At 71.4% G+C, this 18769-nt stretch carries 18 protein-coding genes and 1 tRNA gene; 7 read left to right on the top strand and 12 right to left on the bottom strand.

Translation table 11 applies throughout. The features are described 5' to 3' along the window. Positions 1-97 precede the first annotated feature (97 nt). Together ACZ4SF_RS21930 and ACZ4SF_RS21925 are read right to left on the bottom strand one after the other, a co-directional pair. A complete protein-coding gene (locus tag ACZ4SF_RS21930; protein WP_468386931.1) occupies positions 98-1852 on the bottom strand; it encodes an SDR family oxidoreductase in 1755 nt (584 codons plus the stop codon). Further along, entirely contained in the window at positions 1849-2691 is an 843-nt protein-coding gene (locus tag ACZ4SF_RS21925; RefSeq protein ID WP_468386929.1) for a M24 family metallopeptidase, read from the bottom strand. The genes ACZ4SF_RS21930 and ACZ4SF_RS21925 overlap by 4 nt, the downstream gene beginning before the upstream one ends. Positions 2692-3033: 342 nt before the next feature. Between ACZ4SF_RS21925 and ACZ4SF_RS21920 the strand changes: the two genes are divergently transcribed. The 5 genes from ACZ4SF_RS21920 to ACZ4SF_RS21900 all read left to right on the top strand — a co-directional run bounded on the left by ACZ4SF_RS21920 (position 3034) and on the right by ACZ4SF_RS21900 (position 7008). After that, on the top strand, positions 3034-3999 hold the full coding sequence (locus tag ACZ4SF_RS21920) for an ABC transporter ATP-binding protein (protein ID WP_468387583.1): 966 nt from the start codon (positions 3034-3036) through the stop codon (positions 3997-3999). Next, positions 3989-4897 (top strand): ABC transporter permease subunit, encoded by a 909-nt coding sequence (locus ACZ4SF_RS21915; RefSeq protein ID WP_468386926.1) that lies wholly within the window; start codon positions 3989-3991, stop codon positions 4895-4897. Before ACZ4SF_RS21920 ends, ACZ4SF_RS21915 begins: the two co-directional genes overlap by 11 nt. A gap of 49 nt (positions 4898-4946) precedes the next feature. Continuing rightward, positions 4947-5858: an ABC transporter ATP-binding protein gene (locus tag ACZ4SF_RS21910; protein WP_468386923.1), complete on the top strand. Its 912-nt coding sequence runs from the start codon at positions 4947-4949 to the stop codon at positions 5856-5858. Between the two features lie 12 nt (positions 5859-5870). Continuing rightward, positions 5871-6590 carry an ABC transporter permease subunit gene (locus tag ACZ4SF_RS21905; protein WP_468386920.1) on the top strand — a complete coding sequence of 240 codons (720 nt, stop codon included), beginning with the start codon at positions 5871-5873 and terminating at the stop codon, positions 6588-6590. 330 nt (positions 6591-6920) lie between these two features. Continuing rightward, a tRNA-Ser gene (locus ACZ4SF_RS21900) sits at positions 6921-7008 on the top strand. Positions 7009-7039: 31 nt separating this feature from the next. Here the strand turns inward: ACZ4SF_RS21900 and ACZ4SF_RS21895 are convergent. The 10 genes from ACZ4SF_RS21895 to ACZ4SF_RS21850 all read right to left on the bottom strand — a co-directional run bounded on the left by ACZ4SF_RS21895 (position 7040) and on the right by ACZ4SF_RS21850 (position 17530). Then, the gene (locus tag ACZ4SF_RS21895) at positions 7040-7441 is read right to left on the bottom strand and encodes a hypothetical protein (RefSeq protein ID WP_468386918.1); all 402 of its coding nucleotides are present in this window, start codon (positions 7439-7441) and stop codon (positions 7040-7042) included. 127 nt (positions 7442-7568) lie between these two features. Further along, positions 7569-8369: an HAD family hydrolase gene (locus tag ACZ4SF_RS21890; protein ID WP_468386915.1), complete on the bottom strand. Its 801-nt coding sequence runs from the start codon at positions 8367-8369 to the stop codon at positions 7569-7571. Then, positions 8366-9643: a serine--tRNA ligase gene (gene serS, locus ACZ4SF_RS21885; protein WP_468386912.1), complete on the bottom strand. Its 1278-nt coding sequence runs from the start codon at positions 9641-9643 to the stop codon at positions 8366-8368. Before serS ends, ACZ4SF_RS21890 begins: the two co-directional genes overlap by 4 nt. Before the next feature lie 530 nt (positions 9644-10173). Next, the gene (pheA, locus tag ACZ4SF_RS21880; protein WP_468386909.1) at positions 10174-11106 is read right to left on the bottom strand and encodes a prephenate dehydratase; all 933 of its coding nucleotides are present in this window, start codon (positions 11104-11106) and stop codon (positions 10174-10176) included. Between the two features lie 80 nt (positions 11107-11186). Next, positions 11187-12467, bottom strand: coding sequence for an iron uptake transporter deferrochelatase/peroxidase subunit (efeB, locus tag ACZ4SF_RS21875; protein WP_468386906.1), 1281 nt, complete (start codon positions 12465-12467; stop codon positions 11187-11189). Positions 12468-12475: 8 nt separating this feature from the next. Next, on the bottom strand, positions 12476-14578 hold the full coding sequence (locus ACZ4SF_RS21870; RefSeq protein WP_468386904.1) for a copper resistance CopC/CopD family protein: 2103 nt from the start codon (positions 14576-14578) through the stop codon (positions 12476-12478). A gap of 13 nt (positions 14579-14591) precedes the next feature. Continuing rightward, the gene (locus ACZ4SF_RS21865) at positions 14592-15059 is read right to left on the bottom strand and encodes a copper chaperone PCu(A)C (protein WP_468386901.1); all 468 of its coding nucleotides are present in this window, start codon (positions 15057-15059) and stop codon (positions 14592-14594) included. Continuing rightward, positions 15056-15709, bottom strand: a complete 654-nt coding sequence (locus ACZ4SF_RS21860; RefSeq protein ID WP_468386898.1) for an SCO family protein — start codon at positions 15707-15709, stop codon at positions 15056-15058. The genes ACZ4SF_RS21865 and ACZ4SF_RS21860 overlap by 4 nt, the downstream gene beginning before the upstream one ends. A gap of 91 nt (positions 15710-15800) precedes the next feature. Next, positions 15801-16541, bottom strand: a complete 741-nt coding sequence (locus tag ACZ4SF_RS21855; RefSeq protein WP_468386895.1) for a YcnI family copper-binding membrane protein — start codon at positions 16539-16541, stop codon at positions 15801-15803. A 146-nt stretch (positions 16542-16687) separates the two neighbouring features. Then, the gene (locus ACZ4SF_RS21850) at positions 16688-17530 is read right to left on the bottom strand and encodes a hypothetical protein (protein ID WP_468386893.1); all 843 of its coding nucleotides are present in this window, start codon (positions 17528-17530) and stop codon (positions 16688-16690) included. A gap of 186 nt (positions 17531-17716) precedes the next feature. On the opposite strand from ACZ4SF_RS21850, the gene ACZ4SF_RS21845 reads away from it, so the two are divergent. Together ACZ4SF_RS21845 and ACZ4SF_RS21840 are read left to right on the top strand one after the other, a co-directional pair. Continuing rightward, positions 17717-18160 (top strand): ATP-binding protein, encoded by a 444-nt coding sequence (locus tag ACZ4SF_RS21845; RefSeq protein ID WP_468386891.1) that lies wholly within the window; start codon positions 17717-17719, stop codon positions 18158-18160. Between the two features lie 29 nt (positions 18161-18189). After that, on the top strand, positions 18190-18753 hold the full coding sequence (locus tag ACZ4SF_RS21840) for a GNAT family N-acetyltransferase (RefSeq protein WP_468386888.1): 564 nt from the start codon (positions 18190-18192) through the stop codon (positions 18751-18753). Positions 18754-18769: the final 16 nt, after the last annotated feature.

The raw sequence follows: 18769 nt of genomic DNA, 5'->3' as shown, positions 1-18769 counted from the left end.
TAGGTGCGGCAGGGCGGGTGGTCCGGGGGTCCGGCATCCTCGGGTTCCTCGGCCGGTACCGGACGGGGGTGGGGCGGGGTGGACGGTCCCCGCCGTCTCACAGCCGCGGCTCCACCCGCGCCACCCTCCTCAACAGCCCGGGCGCGAAGCGTGACAGCAGATGCGCCCCGCGCGCCTCCGGCGTCACCGGTACCACCGCCCTGTTGTGAGCCACGGCGTCCAGGACGGCACCGGCCACCTTCTCCGGCGGGTAGTTGCGCAGCCCGTACAGCCGGGCGGAGTTCTTCTGCCGGCGGCGTTCCTCCGCCTCGTCGACGCCGGCGAAGCGGGCCGTGGAGGTGATGCCGGTGTTCACGATGCCGGGGCAGATCGCGCTCACTCCGATGCCCTGGCCGGCCAGTTCGGCGCGCAGGCACTCGGAGAGCATGAGGACCGCCGCTTTGGAGGTGCTGTAGGCGGGCAGGACACGTGAAGGCTGGTAGGCCGCTGCCGACGCGATGTTGACGATGTGGCCGCCCTGGTCCCGCTCGGCCATGCGTGCTCCGAAGAGCCGGCAGCCGTGGATCACGCCCCACAGGTTCACGTCGAGGACCTTGCGCCAGTCGTCGGTCGTCGTGGCGAAGAAGGAGCCCGACAGGCCGATGCCCGCGTTGTTGACCAGGACGTCCAGTACGCCGTGCTCGCGGTGGACCTTCTCCGCGAGCTTCTCCATGACCTGCTCGTCGGAGACGTCTGCCGGCTCGGCCCAGGCCTCGGGCGCACCGGCCAGCCGGGACAGCTCGGCGGTTCGGGCCGCGGCCTCCGCGTCACGGTCCACGGCGATCACGCGGGCGCCCGCCTCCGCGAACGCGAACGCCGTCGCCCGGCCGATTCCGCTGCCCGCGCCGGTGACCAGCACCAACTGCCCCGCGAACCGGTCGGCATGGCGGCCGGTGGGCTGCGGGGCGGGTCGGCCGCCGTCGACGGACACGATGAATTCCTCGATCCAGGCTGCGACTTGGCCGGGCCGGGTGCGTGGGATCCAGTGCTTGGCCGGGAGGGTGCGGCGGGTCAGCTGCGGCACCCACCGGTCCAGGTCGTCGTACAGCCGCTCCGAGAGGAACACGTCCTGCTCGGGTGTGATGAGCTGCACGGGCGCGTGTGCGTACGCGTCCGGGCGCGGCCTGCGCAGCCGGGCGCGGACGTTGTCCCGGTACAGCCAGGCACCGTGTGCCGCGTCGGTGGGGAGGGAACCGGTCGGGTAGTCGCCGCCGGGGACCCGCTCGACCCGCTGCAGGATCCTCGGCCAGCGCTTGCCGAGCGGGCCGCGCCAGGCCAGCTCCGGCAGGACCGGCGTGTGCAGCAGGTAGACGTACCAGGACTTGGCGCCCTGGCCGAGGAGCTGGCCCACCCGGCGGGGCGTCGGGCGCTGCACGCGTGCGTTGATCCAGTGCCCGAAGTGGTCCAGGGACGGCCCGGACATCGAGGTGAAGGAGGCGATACGGCCCTCGGTGCGGCCCACCGTCGCGAACTCCCAGGCCTGCACCGAGCCCCAGTCGTGGCCGACGAGGTGCACCGGGCGGTCCGGGCTGACCTCGTCCACCACGGCGAGGAAGTCGTCCGTGAGCTTGGCCAGGGTGAAGCCGCCGCGCAGCGGCCGCGGAGCCGTGGAGCGGCCGTGGCCCCGCACGTCGTACAGCACCACGTGGAAGCGGTCGGCAAGGCGTACGGCCACCTCGGACCAGACCTCCTTGCTGTCCGGGTAGCCGTGCACCAGCACCACCGTCGGCTGTTCCGGGTCACCCAGCTCGGCCACGCACAGCTCGACCCCGCCGGTCCGCACCCAGCGCTCACGCGCGCCCTTCAGTGTCACTTCTCCTCCGCCCAGCGCCGCACGTGCGGCAGATCGTCGTCCAGCCAGAACGCGCTCTCCGCGGGGTCCCGGGAGTCGGTGACCACCAGGATCTCCTCGAACTTCGCCCCGGTCCCGCGGAACCCGAGGTGGGGTTCGACCGCCCACAGGCCCGGCTGCGGCGGATGGTCCGAGAAGCGGTACGGGGACCACAGCGGGGACCAGCCCTCGCGGTGGCCGTGCAGCGCGTCGGCGACCAGGCCCTTCAGCGACTGCGTACCGAACCCGAACAGGTGGGGCGACCAGCGGCGCTGCTTCACCCGGTCCACCTTGTGGGCGATCACGCCGAAGGGGTAGGCGCGGTGCCGGTTGGCGTAGCCCTGGCGGACCATGAGCCGGTCCACATCCTCGTAGATCTCGCGCAGCGGGCGCCCCTCGCGCACCTCGCGCAGGATCAGTTCCCGGTGCGCCTCCAGGTCCGCTATCAGCCGGTCCTGCACCGGGTTCGGGCCCAGTGAGCCGGAGTATCCGATGTCCGCCGTGTACCCCTCGTACACCGGGGCCATGTCCAGGATGAACGGCATCCCGGGCTCCAGCGCGCGGTCGGTCGGGAAGAACTGCAGGGGGATGCGGAAGTTCACGAACGCCGTGCGGTCCCCGAACCAGGCGAAGGGGAGATGGAACCAGTCCCGCACCCCGCGCTCGCGCAGCCACTCCCGCTGCATCCGCGCCGCCGCACGCTCGGTCACGCCCGGTTCGAGGCGCGCCGCGACCGCCTCCGCGCACTCGTAGGCGAGGCGCTGCACGTGCCTGAACCCCCGCAGCTCCACGGAGGTTCCGCTGCTCACTGCCGTCGTCATGCCGCCCCGTCCCGTAGTCCTGACGACCCGTCCGCCGTCCCGGAGACCCGTTCCGCCGACTCGTCCGCCGTCCCGGAGCCCCTTTTTCCGCCGACCGTTCGCCGTTCCTCCGAACCGTCGACCGCGGTACGCGTCCGTAACTTGCCACTGGTGAATGTGACAGTTGTTAGAGGCGGCGTCAATAGGCGGGATCAAGGGCTGTGGACGACGCCCGGCCCGCAGCTGCGGACCACCCTCGGATGGGGATCCCTCAGGGTCCCGTAATACCTGGGACGGACGAGGAAACGGCTCTGAGGTCTGACGACCGGCGTGGTCCGGATCACTACCGTCGAGGACGTGACTGTGATCGTGACCGAAAGCCTGAGCAAGCGGTTCCCCCGGGTGACCGCGCTCGACCGGCTGTCCGTGGACATCGGACCCGGTGTGACCGGACTCGTCGGAGCCAACGGCGCCGGCAAGTCCACCCTGATCAAGATCCTGCTGGGTCTGTCCCCCGCCACGGAGGGCCGCGCCGAGGTGCTCGGCCTCGACGTCGCCGCCAAGGGCGCCGCCATCCGCGAACGCGTGGGCTACATGCCGGAGCACGACTGCCTGCCGCCCGACGTCTCGGCCACCGAGTTCGTCGTCCACATGGCCCGTATGTCCGGCCTGCCGCCCACCGCCGCCCGCGAGCGCACCGCGGACACCCTGCGCCATGTGGGTCTGTACGAGGAGCGGTACCGCCCCATCGGCGGCTACTCGACCGGCATGAAGCAGCGCGTGAAGCTCGCCCAGGCGCTGGTGCACGACCCGCAGCTGGTCTTCCTCGACGAGCCGACCAACGGCCTCGACCCGGTCGGCCGCGACGAGATGCTCGGCCTGATCCGCCGTATCCACACCGACTTCGGCATCTCGGTCCTGGTCACCTCCCACCTGCTGGGCGAACTGGAGCGCACCTGCGACCACGTCGTCGTCATCGACGGTGGCAAGCTCCTGCGCTCCAGCTCCACCACCGACTTCACCCAGACCACGACCACCCTCGCGATCGAGGTCACCGACAGCGACGCCCACCCCGACGGCACCCGCGCGGTCCGCGAGGCGCTGCACGTGCGCGGGCTGGAGACGCACGCGGAGGCCGGCGGGCTGCCCGGCGCCGGACACATCCTGCTGCTGACCGCCACCGGCGACGAGACGTACGACCTCGTGCGGGACGTGGTCGTCGATCTCGGGCTCGGACTGGTGCGCATGGAACAGCGCCGGCACCACATCTCCGAGGTGTTCACCAGCAGCGACGAACAGCGGAAGGAGGCCGTCGGCCATGGCGGTTGAGCACCCCCCGGCAATGCCCGCCGGCGACCAGAGCCGCATCCACGACATCGGCTACCGCGGCTACGACGGCCCCCGCCTCGGCCGCTCCTACGCCCGCCGCTCGCTGTACTCGCAGTCCCTGCGCGGCGCCTACGGCCTCGGCCGCTCGGTGAAGTCCAAGGTGCTGCCCATGCTGCTCTTCGCGGTGATGTGCATCCCCGCCGCCATCATGGTGGCCGTGGCCGTCGCCACGAAGGCACACGAACTGCCGGTGTCCTACACCCGGTACGCGATCATCATGCAGGCCGTGATCAGCCTGTACGTCGCCTCGCAGGCACCCCAGGCCGTCTCCCGCGACCTGCGCTTCAAGACCGTGCCGCTGTACTTCTCGCGGCCCATCGAGACCGCCGACTACGTCCGCGCCAAGTTCGCGGCGCTCGCCTCGGCGCTCTTCGTCCTCACCGCGGCCCCCCTGCTCGTGATGTACGCGGGCGCGCTGCTGTCCAAGATGGGCTTCGCCCACCAGACCAAGGAATTCGCTCAGGGACTGGTCTCCGTGGCCCTGCTCTCACTGCTCTTCGCCGGCATCGGCCTGGTCGTCGCCGCCGTCACCCCGCGCCGCGGCTTCGGCATCGCCGCCGTGATCGCCGTGATGACCATCTCCTACGGCGCGGTCTCCACCCTCCAGGCCATCGCCTTCACCCAGGACAGCAACAGTGCCATCCCGTGGATCGGCCTGTTCTCGCCGATCACGCTCATCGACGGCGTGCAGTCCGCCTTCCTCGGCGGCAGCTCCGCCTTCCCGGGCGGGGTCGGCCCGTCCAACGGCGAGGGCGCGGTCTACGTCCTGTGCGCCCTCGGGCTGATCGCCGCCTGCTACGGCCTCCTGATCCGCCGCTACCAGAAGGTGGGACTGTGACCGCCCACCCGTCGCCCACCACGACCCTTCCAAGGAATGGGCTGCGCCCATGAGCACTCTTTCCATCGACCACGTTTCCCGCTGGTTCGGCAACGTCGTCGCCGTCAACGACATCACCATGACCATCGGTCCCGGTGTCACCGGTCTGCTCGGCCCGAACGGCGCCGGAAAGTCCACCCTCATCAACATGATGGGCGGCTTCCTCGCCCCGTCCACCGGCACGGTCACCCTCGACGGGCAGCCGGTGTGGCGCAACGAGAAGATCTACCGGCACATCGGCATCGTCCCCGAGCGGGAGGCGATGTACGACTTCCTCACCGGACGCGAATTCGTCGTCGCCAACGCCGAGTTGCACGGCCTCGGTGACAAGGCCGCCCAGCGCGCGCTGGCCACGGTCGAGATGGAGTACGCGCAGGACCGCAAGATCTCCACGTACTCCAAGGGCATGCGGCAGCGCGTGAAGATGGCGAGCGCCCTCGTCCACGACCCGTCGCTGCTCCTGCTGGACGAGCCGTTCAACGGCATGGACCCGCGCCAGCGCATGCAGTTGATGGACCTGCTGCGGAAAATGGGCGACGAGGGCCGCACCGTGCTGTTCTCCTCGCACATCCTCGAAGAGGTCGAGCAGCTCGCCCGGCACATCGAGGTCGTCGTCGCCGGACGGCACGCGGCCAGCGGCGACTTCCGCAGGATCCGCCGTCTGATGACCGACCGCCCGCACCGCTACCTGGTGCGCTCCAGCGACGACCGCGTCCTCGCGGCCGCGCTGATCGCCGACCCGTCCACGTCCGGCATCGAGGTCGACGTGACCGAGGGCGCGCTGCGCATCCAGGCCGTGGACTTCGGCCGCTTCACCGCCCTGCTGCCCAAGGTCGCCCGCGACCACGGCATCCGGCTCCTCACGGTCTCGCCGTCCGACGAGTCCCTGGAGTCCGTCTTCTCGTACCTGGTCGCGGCGTAGGAGGCCGAAAAGATGTACGACCCCACCGTCGCCCGGCTCACCTACCGGGCCCTGCTCGGCCGCCGCCGGGCCCTCATTCTCGGCGCGTTGCCGCTGCTGCTGATCGTGATCTCCGTGGCCGTGCGCGGCCTGACCGGAGCCGACGACCAGACGGCCGCCGACGTCCTGGGCGGCTTCGCGCTGGCCACGATGGTGCCGATCATCGGTGTCATCGCCGGTACGGGCGCGATCGGCCCGGAGATCGACGACGGCTCCGTCGTCTACCTGCTGTCCAAGCCGATCAAGCGGCCCACGATCATCTTCACCAAGCTCATCGTCGCCATCGCCGTGACCATGGTCTTCTCGGCGGTGCCCACGCTGATCGCGGGCCTGATCCTGAACGGCAACGGCCAGCAGATCGCCGTCGCCTACACGGTCGCCGCGCTGGTCTCCTCCATCGCCTACTCGGCGCTGTTCCTGCTGCTGGGGACGGTCTCCCGGCATGCGGTCGTCTTCGGGCTCGTCTACGCCCTGGTCTGGGAGGCGCTGTTCGGCTCCCTGGTGCCCGGCGCCCGCACGCTGAGCGTCCAGCAGTGGTCGCTGGCCGTCGCCCACAAGCTCGCCGGCGGCGACCTGGTCACCTCGGAGGTGGGCCTGACGACAGCCACCGTGCTGCTGGTGGCGGTCACCGTGCTCGCCACCTGGTTCGCCGGCCAGAAGCTGCGGGCGCTGACGCTGGCGGGCGAGGAGTAGGCCGCCGACGCTCCCCGCTCCGCCCCCGGCGGAGGAAGCGGCGCCGGCACCAGCAGTGGCCCTGCCGTTCGGACCTTTATTCGGTGGCGGCCAACTCGGCGGCGGGGCAGAGTGGTTGTGCCCCGTCCGCCGGGAGTGTCCCGGCGCCATGCACAGGGAGTGGAGGTGGGCGATGTCCATGCACGGCAGTACGCCCAGCTCCCGACAGGGCAGCCGGCGGGGGGGCTCCGGGGTGATCGCTACCCCTCCGTGAGGCCCGCCCCGCACGGGGAGCTGCCCGGGGCGGCCGCTTCGAGCACGCGATGTCGCTCTCGCGTGGGCCGCCCACCCGGAGGATTGGCCGAGTGGTAAGGCACCGGTTTGCTAAACCGTGGTCGGGTCCGAAAGGCCCGCGCACGTTCGATCCGTGCATCCTCCGCACGACGTTGCCAGGCGGCCTCGGGCCGCAGTCAGGCGCCCCGCGCGTCCGCGATCTTGTCCAGCTCTCGCATCGCCTCCGCGTGGGCGCTCATCGTGCGGTTCACCGAGCCCGTGGTGAAGAGGACGGCGCCGGCGAGGGAGACCGGGACGGACAGGCCCAGGATGACCAGGGCTTCCGGCCAGTCGCGTTCGTCGGCGCAGTAGTCGCCCTCGTAGAGGCCCTCGTTGGCGGTGCCGCGGTCCGTGAACAGGCGGGACTCGCACTTGTCGGGGTACTGGTCGCCCGGCTCGCGCTCCACCTCGTACGGCGTGAGCAGCAGTACGGCGACCCAGGTCCACAGCAGCCCCGCCACGGCCAGCAGGCCGATGCCCCAGGCACGTATCCGGGCGGAGCGGTCGCGGAAGTCGAGGTCGTACTCTCGTGATCGCATGGCTGCCGAATGTAGCAATCGCTCCGACCACCGCGGCGCCCAGCCCTGCAGCCGCCCAGGGCCCGTCGGACCGGCCTTCGCCCGGAGGGCCGCCGCCGTCGGTCCGGCCATCGTCCGAGGGCCGCCGTCAGCCCAGCAACCGCTCCAGGACCACCGCGATGCCGTCCTCCTCGTGGGAGGACGTGACCTCGTCGGCCACCGCCTTCAGTTCCTCGTGGGCGTTGGCCATGGCCACGCCGTGGGAGGCCCAGGCGAACATCGGGATGTCGTTGGGCATGTCACCGAAGGCGATCGTGTCGGCGGCCTTCAGGCCCAGGCGGCGGGCCGCCAGGGACAGGCCCGTGGCCTTGGACAGGCCGAGCGGGAGGAGTTCCACGATGCCCGCGCCCGCCAGCACCACCGTGACGAAGCCCCCCGCCGCCTGCCGGGCGGCGTCCGCCAGCTCGTCGTCGCTCAGCGTCGGATGCTGAATGTAGATCTTGTTCAGCGGGGCGCTCCACAGGTCGGCCGCGTCCGTGAACGGGGTGGCGGGCAGCGTGCCCGTGACCGCGTAACCCGGGCCCACCAGTACCTCGCCGTCGAGTCCGTCCCGGCCGGCCGCCAGGTACAGCGGACCCACCTCGGCCTCGATCTTGGCCAGGGCCACGCCCGCCAGCTGCCGGTCCAGGGTGACCGAGGTCAGCAGGCGGTGCGCGCCGGCGTCGTACACCTGGGCGCCCTGACCGCAGACGGCGAGGCCGTCGTAGCCGAGGTCGTCCAGGATGTGCCGGGTCCAGGGGACCGCGCGGCCGGTGACGACGATGTGGGCCGCGCCCGCCGCGGTGGCCGCGGCGAGCGCGTCACGGGTGCGCTGCGAGACCGACTCGTCGGAGCGCAGCAGCGTTCCGTCGAGGTCGGTGGCGATCAGCCGGTAGGGGAGACCGGTCACTTGGCGACCGGCTCCAGGACCTCTCGGCCGCCCAGGTACGGGCGCAGCACCTCGGGGACCCGGACGGAGCCGTCGGCCTGCTGGTGGTTCTCCAGGATCGCCACGATCGTGCGCGGTACGGCGCACAGCGTGCCGTTGAGGGTGGCCAGCGGCTTGACCTGCTTGCCGTCGCGGACCCGGATGGACAGCCGGCGGGACTGGAACTCGGTGCAGTCCGAGGTGGAGGTCAGCTCGCGGTACTTGCCCTGGGTCGGGATCCACGCCTCGCAGTCGAACTTGCGGGCGGCCGAGGCGCCGAGGTCACCGGAGGCGACGTCGATGACGCGGAACGGCAGCTCCAGCGAGGTCAGCCACTGCTTCTCCCACTCCAGCAGGCGCTGGTGCTCGGCCTGGGAGTCCCCGGGAGCGACGTACGAGAACATCTCGACCTTGTCGAACTGGTGCACGCGGAAGATGCCCCGCGTGTCCTTGCCGTGCGAGCCGGCCTCGCGGCGGAAGCAGGGCGAGAAGCCCGCGTAGCGCAGCGGCAGTTTGTCGGCGTCGAGGATCTCGTCCATGTGGTAGGCGGCCAGCGGGACCTCGGAGGTGCCGACCAGATACAGGTCGTCCTTGTCGAGGTGGTAGACGTCCTGGGCGGCCTGGCCGAGGAAGCCGGTGCCCGCCATGGACTGCGGGCGGACCAGCGCCGGGGTGAGCATCGGCGTGAAGCCGGCCGCGGTGGCCTGCGCCATCGCCGCGTTCACCAGGGCCAGCTCCAGCAGGGCGCCGACACCGGTGAGGAAGTAGAAGCGGGAACCGGAGACCTTGGCGCCGCGCTCGACGTCGATCGCGCCGAGGATCTGGCCCAGCTCCAGGTGGTCCCTGGGCTCGAAGCCCTCGGCGCCGAAGTCGCGGATCGTGCCGTGCGTCTCCAGCGTGGTGAAGTCCTCCTCGCCGCCGACGGGCACGTCGGGGTGGACGAGGTTGCCGAGCCGGAGGAGCAGTTCCTGGGTCTCGGCGTCGGCCGCGTCGCGCTCCGCGTCGGCGGCCTTGACGTCGGCCTTCAGCTGCTCGGCACGCCCCAGCAGCTCGGCCTTCTCGTCAGCGGTGGCCTTGGGGATCAGCTTGCCGAGCTGCTTCTGCTCGGCACGCAGCTCGTCGAAGCGGACGCCGGAGGACCTGCGCCGCTCGTCGGCAGACAGGAGGGAGTCGACGAGCGCGACGTCCTCTCCACGGGCGCGCTGGGACGCGCGCACACGGTCGGGGTCCTCACGGAGCAGGCGAAGGTCAATCACGTGGCCAAGGCTACCGGTGCGGGGTCGCCGCTCACGAATCCCTATTCCCGGGTGTTCGGATTCGCGGCTTACGGTCCGTTATGCGGTAATTGCCGAGCGTGTCAAGGAAAAGTGTCTCACTCCCTGGGACGGGGCAGGTCCCGGGCGCCTGGTTGACCGGATTCCCTTGGGGGGGAAGGGATTTGGCGGCCCGGTTGTCCACAGAGATCCACACCCTCCCAAAAGTTATCCACAGGCTGTGTGGAAGAGCTGTGGATGTCGGAATTGATCACTCCGGAAAGCTCGCGCCGACGAAAGAATTCCCGGGTCAAAGCCCGTCGACACCCACTTTCGGGTGGAAAACGGTCGCCCCAAAAGATGAACCAAAGGAAACGGATGGACGAAGGGTGACCCGCGCTCCGACGGCCCCTCCTGAGGGCTGTAGGGCGATTTGTCGACCAGATGACGCCCCACTGTCGACTTGTCCCCAGGTCGAGAAGAGCGCCTGTGGATAACTTCTGTGGATAACGTTCGTATGCAGGTACGACCGGTCAGAACCGGCCGTCCTGGCAGCGCGTCACCCAGTCTGCCGCCGCCATGAACTCTCCGTCCGAGGTTCCCGGCAGCGTCGGCCGGGCGTCTCCCGGCACGATGCCCGCGCGCGGATACGAACCGAGAAAGCGCACCTGGAGACAGATCCGCTTCAGTCCCGTCAGCGCCTCCGCCATCCGCCGGTCGGCGATGTGCCCCTCGGCGTCGATGCAGAAGCAGTAATTCCCGATACCGGCGCCGGTCGGCCGGGACTGCAACAACATGAGGTTGATGCCGCGCGAGGCGAACTCGCCGAGCAGATCGCGCAGGGCGCCGGGGTGGTCGTCCCGTTGCCACAGCACCACCGAGGTCTTGTCGGCACCGGTGGGCGCGGCGGGCCGGGCCGGACGGCCGACCAGCACGAACCGGGTCTGAGCGTTCTCCGCGTCGTGGATCCCGGTCTCCAGGGCCTGGAGACCGTACCGGGCGGCGGCGAACTCGCCCGCGAAGGCGGCGTCGTAACGGCCCTCCTGGACCAGACGGGCGGCGTCCGCGTTGGAGGCGGCGGACTCCCAGGTGACGTCCGGGAGGTTCGTGCGCAGCCAGTTGCGCACCTGCGGCTGGGCCGCGGGGTGGGCGGAGACGGTCTTGATGTCCGTGAGCTTCGTGCCGGGGCGGACCAGCAGCGCGAAGGTGATGGACAGCAGCACCTCGCGGTAGATCATCAGCGGTTCACCCGCGACCAGCTCGTCCAGGGTGGTGGTGATGCCGCCCTCGACGGAGTTCTCGATCGGCACGAACGCGGCTTCGGCCTCGCCGGCCCGCACCGCGTCCAGCGCGGACTGCACCGACACGTACGGGATCAGCTCCCGCGTGGCCGCCTCCGGAAGCGTGCGCAGGGCGACCTCGGTGAAGGTGCCCTCCGGGCCGAGATAGGCATAGCTCGCTGGCATGTCCCTCACCCTAATGGCCGCGGAGGGACCCGTCGTCTGCGTCTCAGGAATGCCACTCGACCGTGTGGTTTGAACCCCGTTCAGCCCTCCAGCAGCCGCTGTCCCACGTATTCGCCCTTCGCCGCGCCGCCCGGCACCGCGAACAGTCCGCTGGACTCGTGTCGGATGAACTTCGACAGCGCGTCGCCCCGGTCGAGCTTGCGCTGCACCGGCACGAAGCCGCGCAGCGGATCCGCCTGCCAGCAGATGAAGAGCAGGCCGGCGTCGGGGGTGCCGTCCGCGTCGATGCCGTCGTGGAAGGAGAAGGGGCGCCGCAGCATGGCCGCTCCGCCGTTGCGGTCGGGCCGGGTGATCCGGGCGTGCGCATTCAGCGGGACGGCGTACCCGCCCTGGGCGTCGGCCTTGTCCAGGTCCATCGGGGTCGTCTCGTCGCCGCCGGACAGCGGTGCCCCGTCGGCCTTGCGGCGCCCGATGACCTGCTCCTGGGCGGAGGTCGACAGCTTCTCCCAGTCGTCCAGGAGCATGCGGATCCGGCGTACGACCGCGTAGGAGCCGTTCGCCATCCAGGCGGGCTCGCCCGCCGCGGGCACGAAGATCCGCTGGTCGAAGTCGGCGTCGGCCGGCTTCGGGTTGCGTGTGCCGTCGATCTGGCCCATGAGGTTGCGGGCCGTCATGGGGTGGGCGGTGGCGCCCGGGCTGCGGTTGAAGCCGTTCATCTGCCAGCGCACCCGCGCGGCCGAGCCCGCGTCCTTCTGGATGGCGCGCAGGGCGTGGAAGGCGACCAGGGCGTCGTTCGCGCCGATCTGCACCCACAGATCGCCGTCGCTGCGGGCCTTGTCGAGCCGGTCGGAGGAGAAGTCCGGCAGCGGATCGAGGGCGCCGGGCCGCTGCTTCTCCAGGCCGGTCCTGCCGAAGAAGCTGTGTCCGAAGCCGAAGGTGACGGTCAGCGAGGACGGTCCCGCGTCCCGGGCCACATCGGTGTCGTCGTGCGGGGCGGCCTCGCCCGCCATCAGCCGCTCGGCCGTCGCCGACCAGCGGCGCAGCAGGGCCGCCGCCTCCTTGCGGCCCGCGCCCGCCGCCAGGTCGAAGGCGACGAGGTGGCCGCGCGCCTGCAGGCCCTCGGTGATGCCGGGCTGATGTTTCCCGTGAAACATCACCCGGTCGGCTCCGACCGAGGACAGCGCGGTGGCCCGGGCGGGCGCGGCCGCGTAGCCCACGGCCCCGCCGGCCGCGCCGAGCGCGAGGCCGGTGGCACCGGCGGTACCCAGCAGAGCCCGCCGGGAGATGCCCTGCGCCCCGGGCACGGGCTCCGCCACCGGGGCGTCGGGCGTACGGGCCTGAGGAATGGACTGGTCGGGCATGGTGTGGTTCAGCCGATCTGCGCGTTCTTGGAGACGGTCACCTGGTCGATGTCGGAGGTGCGGACCGAAACGGCGATCTTCCAGTCGCCGGCCATGGGGATCTGCACCGCGTTCGCCGACCAGTGGCCGGTGGTGATGTGGTCGGGGTTCACGGGGAGCGGACCGATCTTCTTCGCTTCGAGGGTGAAGGAGACCTTCACCTCCGGGACGTCGAAGGCCCGGCCGTTGGGCCGCTGGACGTATACGTGCATCTCGTTGCCCCCCACACGCGCGGGGTCGAGGTCGATACTGACGACGCCCTTGCCGTCGGTGCCGCCGGTGTCGAAGGGCATGTCCAGGGTGAGCGCGCCGGACGCGGACGAGGTGCCGGAACCGGACGAGGATGAGGTGGCCGCCTTGGCCTCCTGCTCGGTGCGGCCCGGCTCGGTCTGGGTCAGCGCGGTGGTGACGGCGAGCAGCACGACGGCGACGCCGGCCTCGGCGAGCACCGAGCGGCGCAGGCCGAAGCGGTTCGGGTCGGCGTCCCGCAGCCGTTTTCTCCGGGCGGCGTCGACGGCCGCACGCTGCCGGGCGAGCTGGGCGGCCCGCCGGGAGTCACCGTCGCCGGCGCCCTTGCCACCGCCGGCCGCCTTGCCACTGCCGGCCGTCTTGCCGCCTCCGGCCGCCGTACGGTCACCGGTACCCTTTCCGGCCGCCGTGTCGTCTCCGGCCCCCTCAACGGACGCCGTACCGTCACCGGCAGCCTTTCCGGCCGCCGTACCGCCGGCGGTGCCCTTACCGGCCGTCCTCGACGCGGGGACCTGCTCCTTCTGGGCCTTCTGGTCGCTCTGCCCCAGCCGGCTCTTCTGGTTCTTCCTGGCCTTCCCGCCGCGAGCGACCGGATCCGTGAGCCGGGCCGTCCACCGCCGGGAGACCGCCGCGATGCCGACCAGCACCGACACCAGCCCGATCTTGGCCAGCAGCAGCTGCCCGTAGCGGGTCTCGGTGAACGCCGACCAGGAGCCCAGCTGCCGCCAGGACTGGTAGACGCCGGTGGCGACGAGCGCGAGGACGGCGCCGAAGGCCGCCCGGGAGAAACGGCGGACGGCGGCGGCCTCGAGCGGGGTGTCGGCGGGCGCCCGGTACAGGGCGACCAGCAGGGCGGTCAGGCCGCCCAGCCAGGCGGCGACGGCCAGCAGATGGACCACGTCGACCGGCATGGCGAGGCCCGGCTGGAGCCCGGTGGAGGCGTGCTCGGCCATGGCCCAGCTGCTCGCGAGTCCGGCCGCGACGACCACCCCGCCGACGGCGAGCCCGAAGGTGAGGTCGCGCTTCTCCGGGCCCTGCGCGCGCCGGGTCCAGGCGCCGAAGAGGACGGCGACGAACAGCGCGGCGGCGGCGAGCAGTAGCAGCCGGGAGACCAGCGCGGCACCGGTCTTGGTCTGCAGCACCTGGCCGAGCAGATCGAGGTCGAGGACGTCGGCGAGCTTGCCCGAGGTGGTGTAGGAGCCGCGCAGGAGCAGCAGCCACAGCGTGGCCGCGGTCAGCGCGACCCAGCCGCCGACGACCAGCCGCTGCAGGGCCCTGACCCCGGCGCCGCGCTGCCAGCAGGCGAGCACGAAGGTCGCACCGCCCGCGAGCACGATGAAGCCGGCGTACGACACGTACCGCCCGAACCCGTAGAGCCCGCCCACGACTCCGCCGCCCGCCTCCGGTCCGGCGCCGGTGACGACGGTCTGCGAGGGCGCTCCGACGGAGAAGGTGTAGGCGCCGGCGACGGGATGGCTGTCCGCCGAGACGACCTGGTAGGTGACCGTGTAGGTGCCCTTGGCCAGGCCGCTCTTGAGTTTCACGGCGTACGTCGTGCCGCTCACGTTGGCGGGGCCGCCCGTCTGGACCGGCTTGCCCTTGGGGTCGAGGACGCGCAGGGAGTCGTCGTTCATCGCCACCTTCTCGGAGAAGGTGAGCGACACCTGGGTGGGCGCCTTGTCGGCCACCACCCCCTGTGCGGGGTCGCTGCCGGTCAGTGCCGCGTGCGCGGAGGCCGGTCCGGCGCCGGCCAGCAGTGCGCCGGTGACGGCCAGGAACAGCAGCACCAGGGTCCGCAGGCGGGGGGTGATGGTCCGGGTCACGGTGGTCCCTCCCTCAGTGTCCGGTCGACGGGTGGTACGTCGCGGACTCCACCGGCATCTCGACGGTGACGGGCCCGGACTTGGCGAACGTCAGCTTCACGGTGACCTTCTGGCCCTGCTTCGGCGCGCGCTTCAGTTCCTCGAACATCAGATGGTTGCCACCGCTTCGGAACACGAGCCGGCCGTGGGCCGGTATGGCGAAGGAGGACTTCTCCGCCATGGACCCGCCGACCGTGCTGTGCATGGTGACCTGCCCGGCGACGTCACTGCTGACCGAGGTCAGCTCGTCCCCGGCCCCGCCCTTGTTGTCGATCGTGAGGAAGCCGGCCGCCATGTCGGCGGAGACCGGCTGGGGCATGTAGGGGGAGTTGACGGACAGCTCGGCCTTGCCGGACGCGGACCCGGAACCGGAACCGGAGCACCCGGTGAGGGCCAGGGCGCCGGCCAGCGCGCCCGCGCTCAGGGCGGCACACCGCCTCACGGCTTGGCTCCCTCGACGAGCTTGGGCAGGTCCTTGGTGTAGTCGTCGACCGTGGCCCTCTCGCCGTAGAGCACGTAACCCGCGTTCGTCTTCGGGGAGAAGGCGACGACCTGGGTGCCGTGCATCGAGACGAGCTTGCCGTTCTTGTCCTTCGTCGTCGGCTCCACGGCGATGTGGAGCGCCCGGGCGCCGGCCTGGACCGTGCTGAAGTCGCCGGTCAGGCCGATGAACCCGGGGTCGATGCCCTTGAGCCACTTGCCCAGCTCGGCGGGGGTGTCGCGGCCGGGGTCGGTGGTGACGAACACGACCCGCAGGTCGTCCTGCTGGGCCTTGGGCAGCGCCTTCTTCGCGACGGCGATGTTGCTCATCGTCGTCGGACAGATGTCGGGGCAGTGCGTGTAGCCGAAGTAGACGAGGGTCGGGTGGCCTTCGGTCTCCTTGCGGAGGTCGTACTTCTTGCCGTGCGTGTCGGTGAGGACCAGGTCCGGCTTGGTGAACGGCTGGTCGAGGACGGTGGCGGCCTTGCCGGCGTCGGACCCTCCGGAGACCACGGCGACGGGCGCATCGCCGTCGTCCCCGTTGCCGCAGGCGGACAGGGTCAGGGTGGCGGCGGCGAGCAGCACGGCCGCGGCGAACGTCTTCTTACGCATAGAAAAATGTCCCAGATGTGTGAAATCCGGCGCGCACCGGGGTCGTGCGAAGCGTCCCACGACGCCCGGTACGCGCTGCGGAAGGAAGGGCTCAGGCGGCCCGGCGGCGGCCCGCCAGGACGCCGTAGGCCACGCCCGCGGCACCGACGACGATGCCGACCACGCCGAGCACGCGCGCGGTGGTGTCACTGCCGCCGTCGGAGCCGGAGTCCGCGGCGGCGGCCTTCTCGGTCTTGCCGGACTTCTCGTCGGCGTCATCGGCGTCCTCGGCGCCCGCGGAGCCGTGGTGGTCGCCGGTCGCGGCCGACAGCTCCAGCACCGGGGCCGGGTTCTCCGGCTCCTCCTGGCCCTCCTGCGGCACCTCGATCCAGCGCACTACCTCCTTGTTGGAGTACGTCTGGATCGCCTTGAAGACCAGCTGGTCGGTGTCCTCGGGCAGGGCGCCGAGGGAGAGCGGGAACTTCTGGAAGTAGCCGGGCTCGATGCCCTTGCCGTCGGCGGTCCAGGTGACCTTGGTGACGGCCTCGTCGATCTTCTCGCCGTGCATCGTCAGCGGCTTGTCGAGCTTGGACTTGGTGACCGCGACCTTCCAGCCGGGGACCGGCTGCGGCATCACGGAGGCGATCGGATGGTCCGCCGGGAGGTTCACCTCGATCTTGGTGGTGGAGGCGTTGTCGCGCTCGTTGGGGACCTTGAAGTCGACGACCGCGTAGCCGCCCTTGGCCGCCGAGCCCTCGGGCTGCACGCTGACGTGCGCGAAGGCGGGGGCGGACAGGACGAGGACGGCCGAGCCCGCGACGGCAGCGGCGGCGGCGATGCGAGAAGCCTTCATGGAAGGAAGCTCCACTCTGAGTGAGATCCGGTGGTGAAGAGGGATACGCGCGCGGGGTGCCGGCGTGTTGGCCGTACCGCGGAAAAACGCGCACGCGCGTGTGCCGCACGTCGGCGGCCCACCGGGTCCGTGGAGCGGTGGTCGCCTCAGGCGGCGAGAAGGAAGGCGGCGGCGGGCGGGCCGCGCCGGATCACCGTGTGCTGGAGTACGGCGGTGCGCGGGGCGGGTGTCTCGTCCCGGTCGGTGTGCCGGGAACGCGGGCCGGGTCCGGCGGCGGGGAGCAGTCCGGCGCACAGGGCGCGCGTCAGCGCGAGCGCCGCGCGCAGGGACCGTACGAGCGCCCCCTCCGTGACTCCGTGCGCCGACAGCTCGATCAGCCGCAGCACGGCCAGGTCCCCGCGGCGCAGCAGCCAGCCGGCGGCGACGGCCGCGAGCACATGCCCGAGCAGCATCGGCACCGAGGGCAGCAGGCCGGCCGAGGCGCCGGTGGCGTCGTGCGCGTGCTCCAGAGTGCCCAGCGCGGCCGTCGGCCGGCCCGAGCGGTCGATGAGGCGCGCGTCGAGCAGCAGCCGGAAGGCGTGCCCCGGGGTGAGGGACGCCGGCGTCGAACCGCACACGAGCCGGGTGGCCCGCTCGACCAGCGCACTGCCACTCAGCGCCCCGCCGTCGGACGCTCCCATCGGCATCGACGTCCCGCCGGAGGCCATCGCGGCCTGCTGGCCCAGCCCGAACACCGTGTGCAGCGCGGTCTGGCCGAGGGCGAGGAGCGCGGCGATGCCCGGCATCGAGCGGGCCCGCCCGGCGAGCGGTGCCACGAGCAGCAGGGAGCCGACGAAGCCCGCGCCGAGCGCCCACCACGGCACGCCCGTGCAGGAGGCCAGGGCGTGCCCGCACGCGGCCAGCGCGACGCAGACCGCGGCGAACACCGCGGCCCGCAGGATCCGGAGTCCGGCTCCGGGACGCGCCGTGCGCGGGTGGGGGGCAGTCATGGCGGCCTCATCATCGCACTGCTCCTGCCCGCCGCCCGCGTCAGGTCGCCTGAGCCATCCCTCATACACCGATTCCTCCCCCGGCGCATCGGCCGTATGGGCGGAGTCACGTCAACGGAGTGCTTACGTCCGCCTACGGGCGGCAATAGGTAACGGTATGTCGAGCCGCAGCCAGGAGGCTGGAGCATGAGCATCTGGTGGTCACTCCATCTGCGGCGCGAGGCCGCGAGCGTGCCGCTCGCCCGGCGGCTGCTGATCGGCACCATGGAGACGGCGGGCGTCGACCCCGAGATCTCGTACGACCTGTCGGTCGCCCTGAGCGAGGCCTGCGCGAACGCCGTGGAGCACGGGGGGAACACCGGGCCCGGCACCTCGGAGGCGTACCGGGTGACCGCGTACCTCGACGGCGAGAAGTGCCGTATCGAGGTGGCCGATTCCGGACCGGGCTTCGCCCGCACCCAGGAGCTGCGGCCCGCCCGCCCGGACGCCGAGCACGGCCGCGGCCTCTGCCTGATCCGGGAACTCGCCGACCACGTCCACATCGGGGCCAAGCCGGGCCGGACCGGGACGGTGGTCAGCTTCGACAAGATCCTCAAGTGGAAGAAGGATCCTTCCCTGCTCACGGCGTGACACGTTCGTGCGGACGGCATAGTGAGCGCATGCAGATCGAGAGCGGGGACATAGCGGCCGGGGTGATGCTGCGGCTCCTCGGGCGCTCGGACGCCGAAGCACTGGCCGTGGCCTACACCGCGAACCGCGGGCATCTCGCACCGTGGGAGCCGCGGCGGCCGGATTCCTTCTTCACCGTCGAGGGGCAGCGGACGCGGATCACCGGGCTGCTGAGCCAGTTCACGGCGGGGACGGCGGTGCCCTGCGTGCTGCAGGCGACGGACGGCCGGATCATCGGCACCATCACCCTGACGGGCATCGTCCGGGGCCCCTTCTGCAGCTCCCACCTCGGCTACTGGGTCGCCGCCGACCAGCAGAACCGCGGCCTGGCCGGCGCCGCCGTGGCGCGGATGTGCACGATCGGGCGGGACGCGGCAGGGCTGCACCGGATCGAGGCGTCCACCCTGGTCGACAACACCGGATCACAGCGCGTGCTGCGCAAGTGCGGGTTCGAACAGATCGGCGAGGCCGCGAAGTACCTGCACATCGACGGCGCCTGGCGGGACTGCCGGCTCTTCCAGCGGATCCTGCACGACGAGGATCCGGCCGGATGAGGGAGCGTCTCGTGCG

This window comes from Streptomyces sp. NPDC027663, from assembly GCF_055566415.1.
The sequence above is the reverse complement of the archived record's forward strand: the minus strand, read 5'-3'. Positions and strand labels throughout refer to the sequence as shown.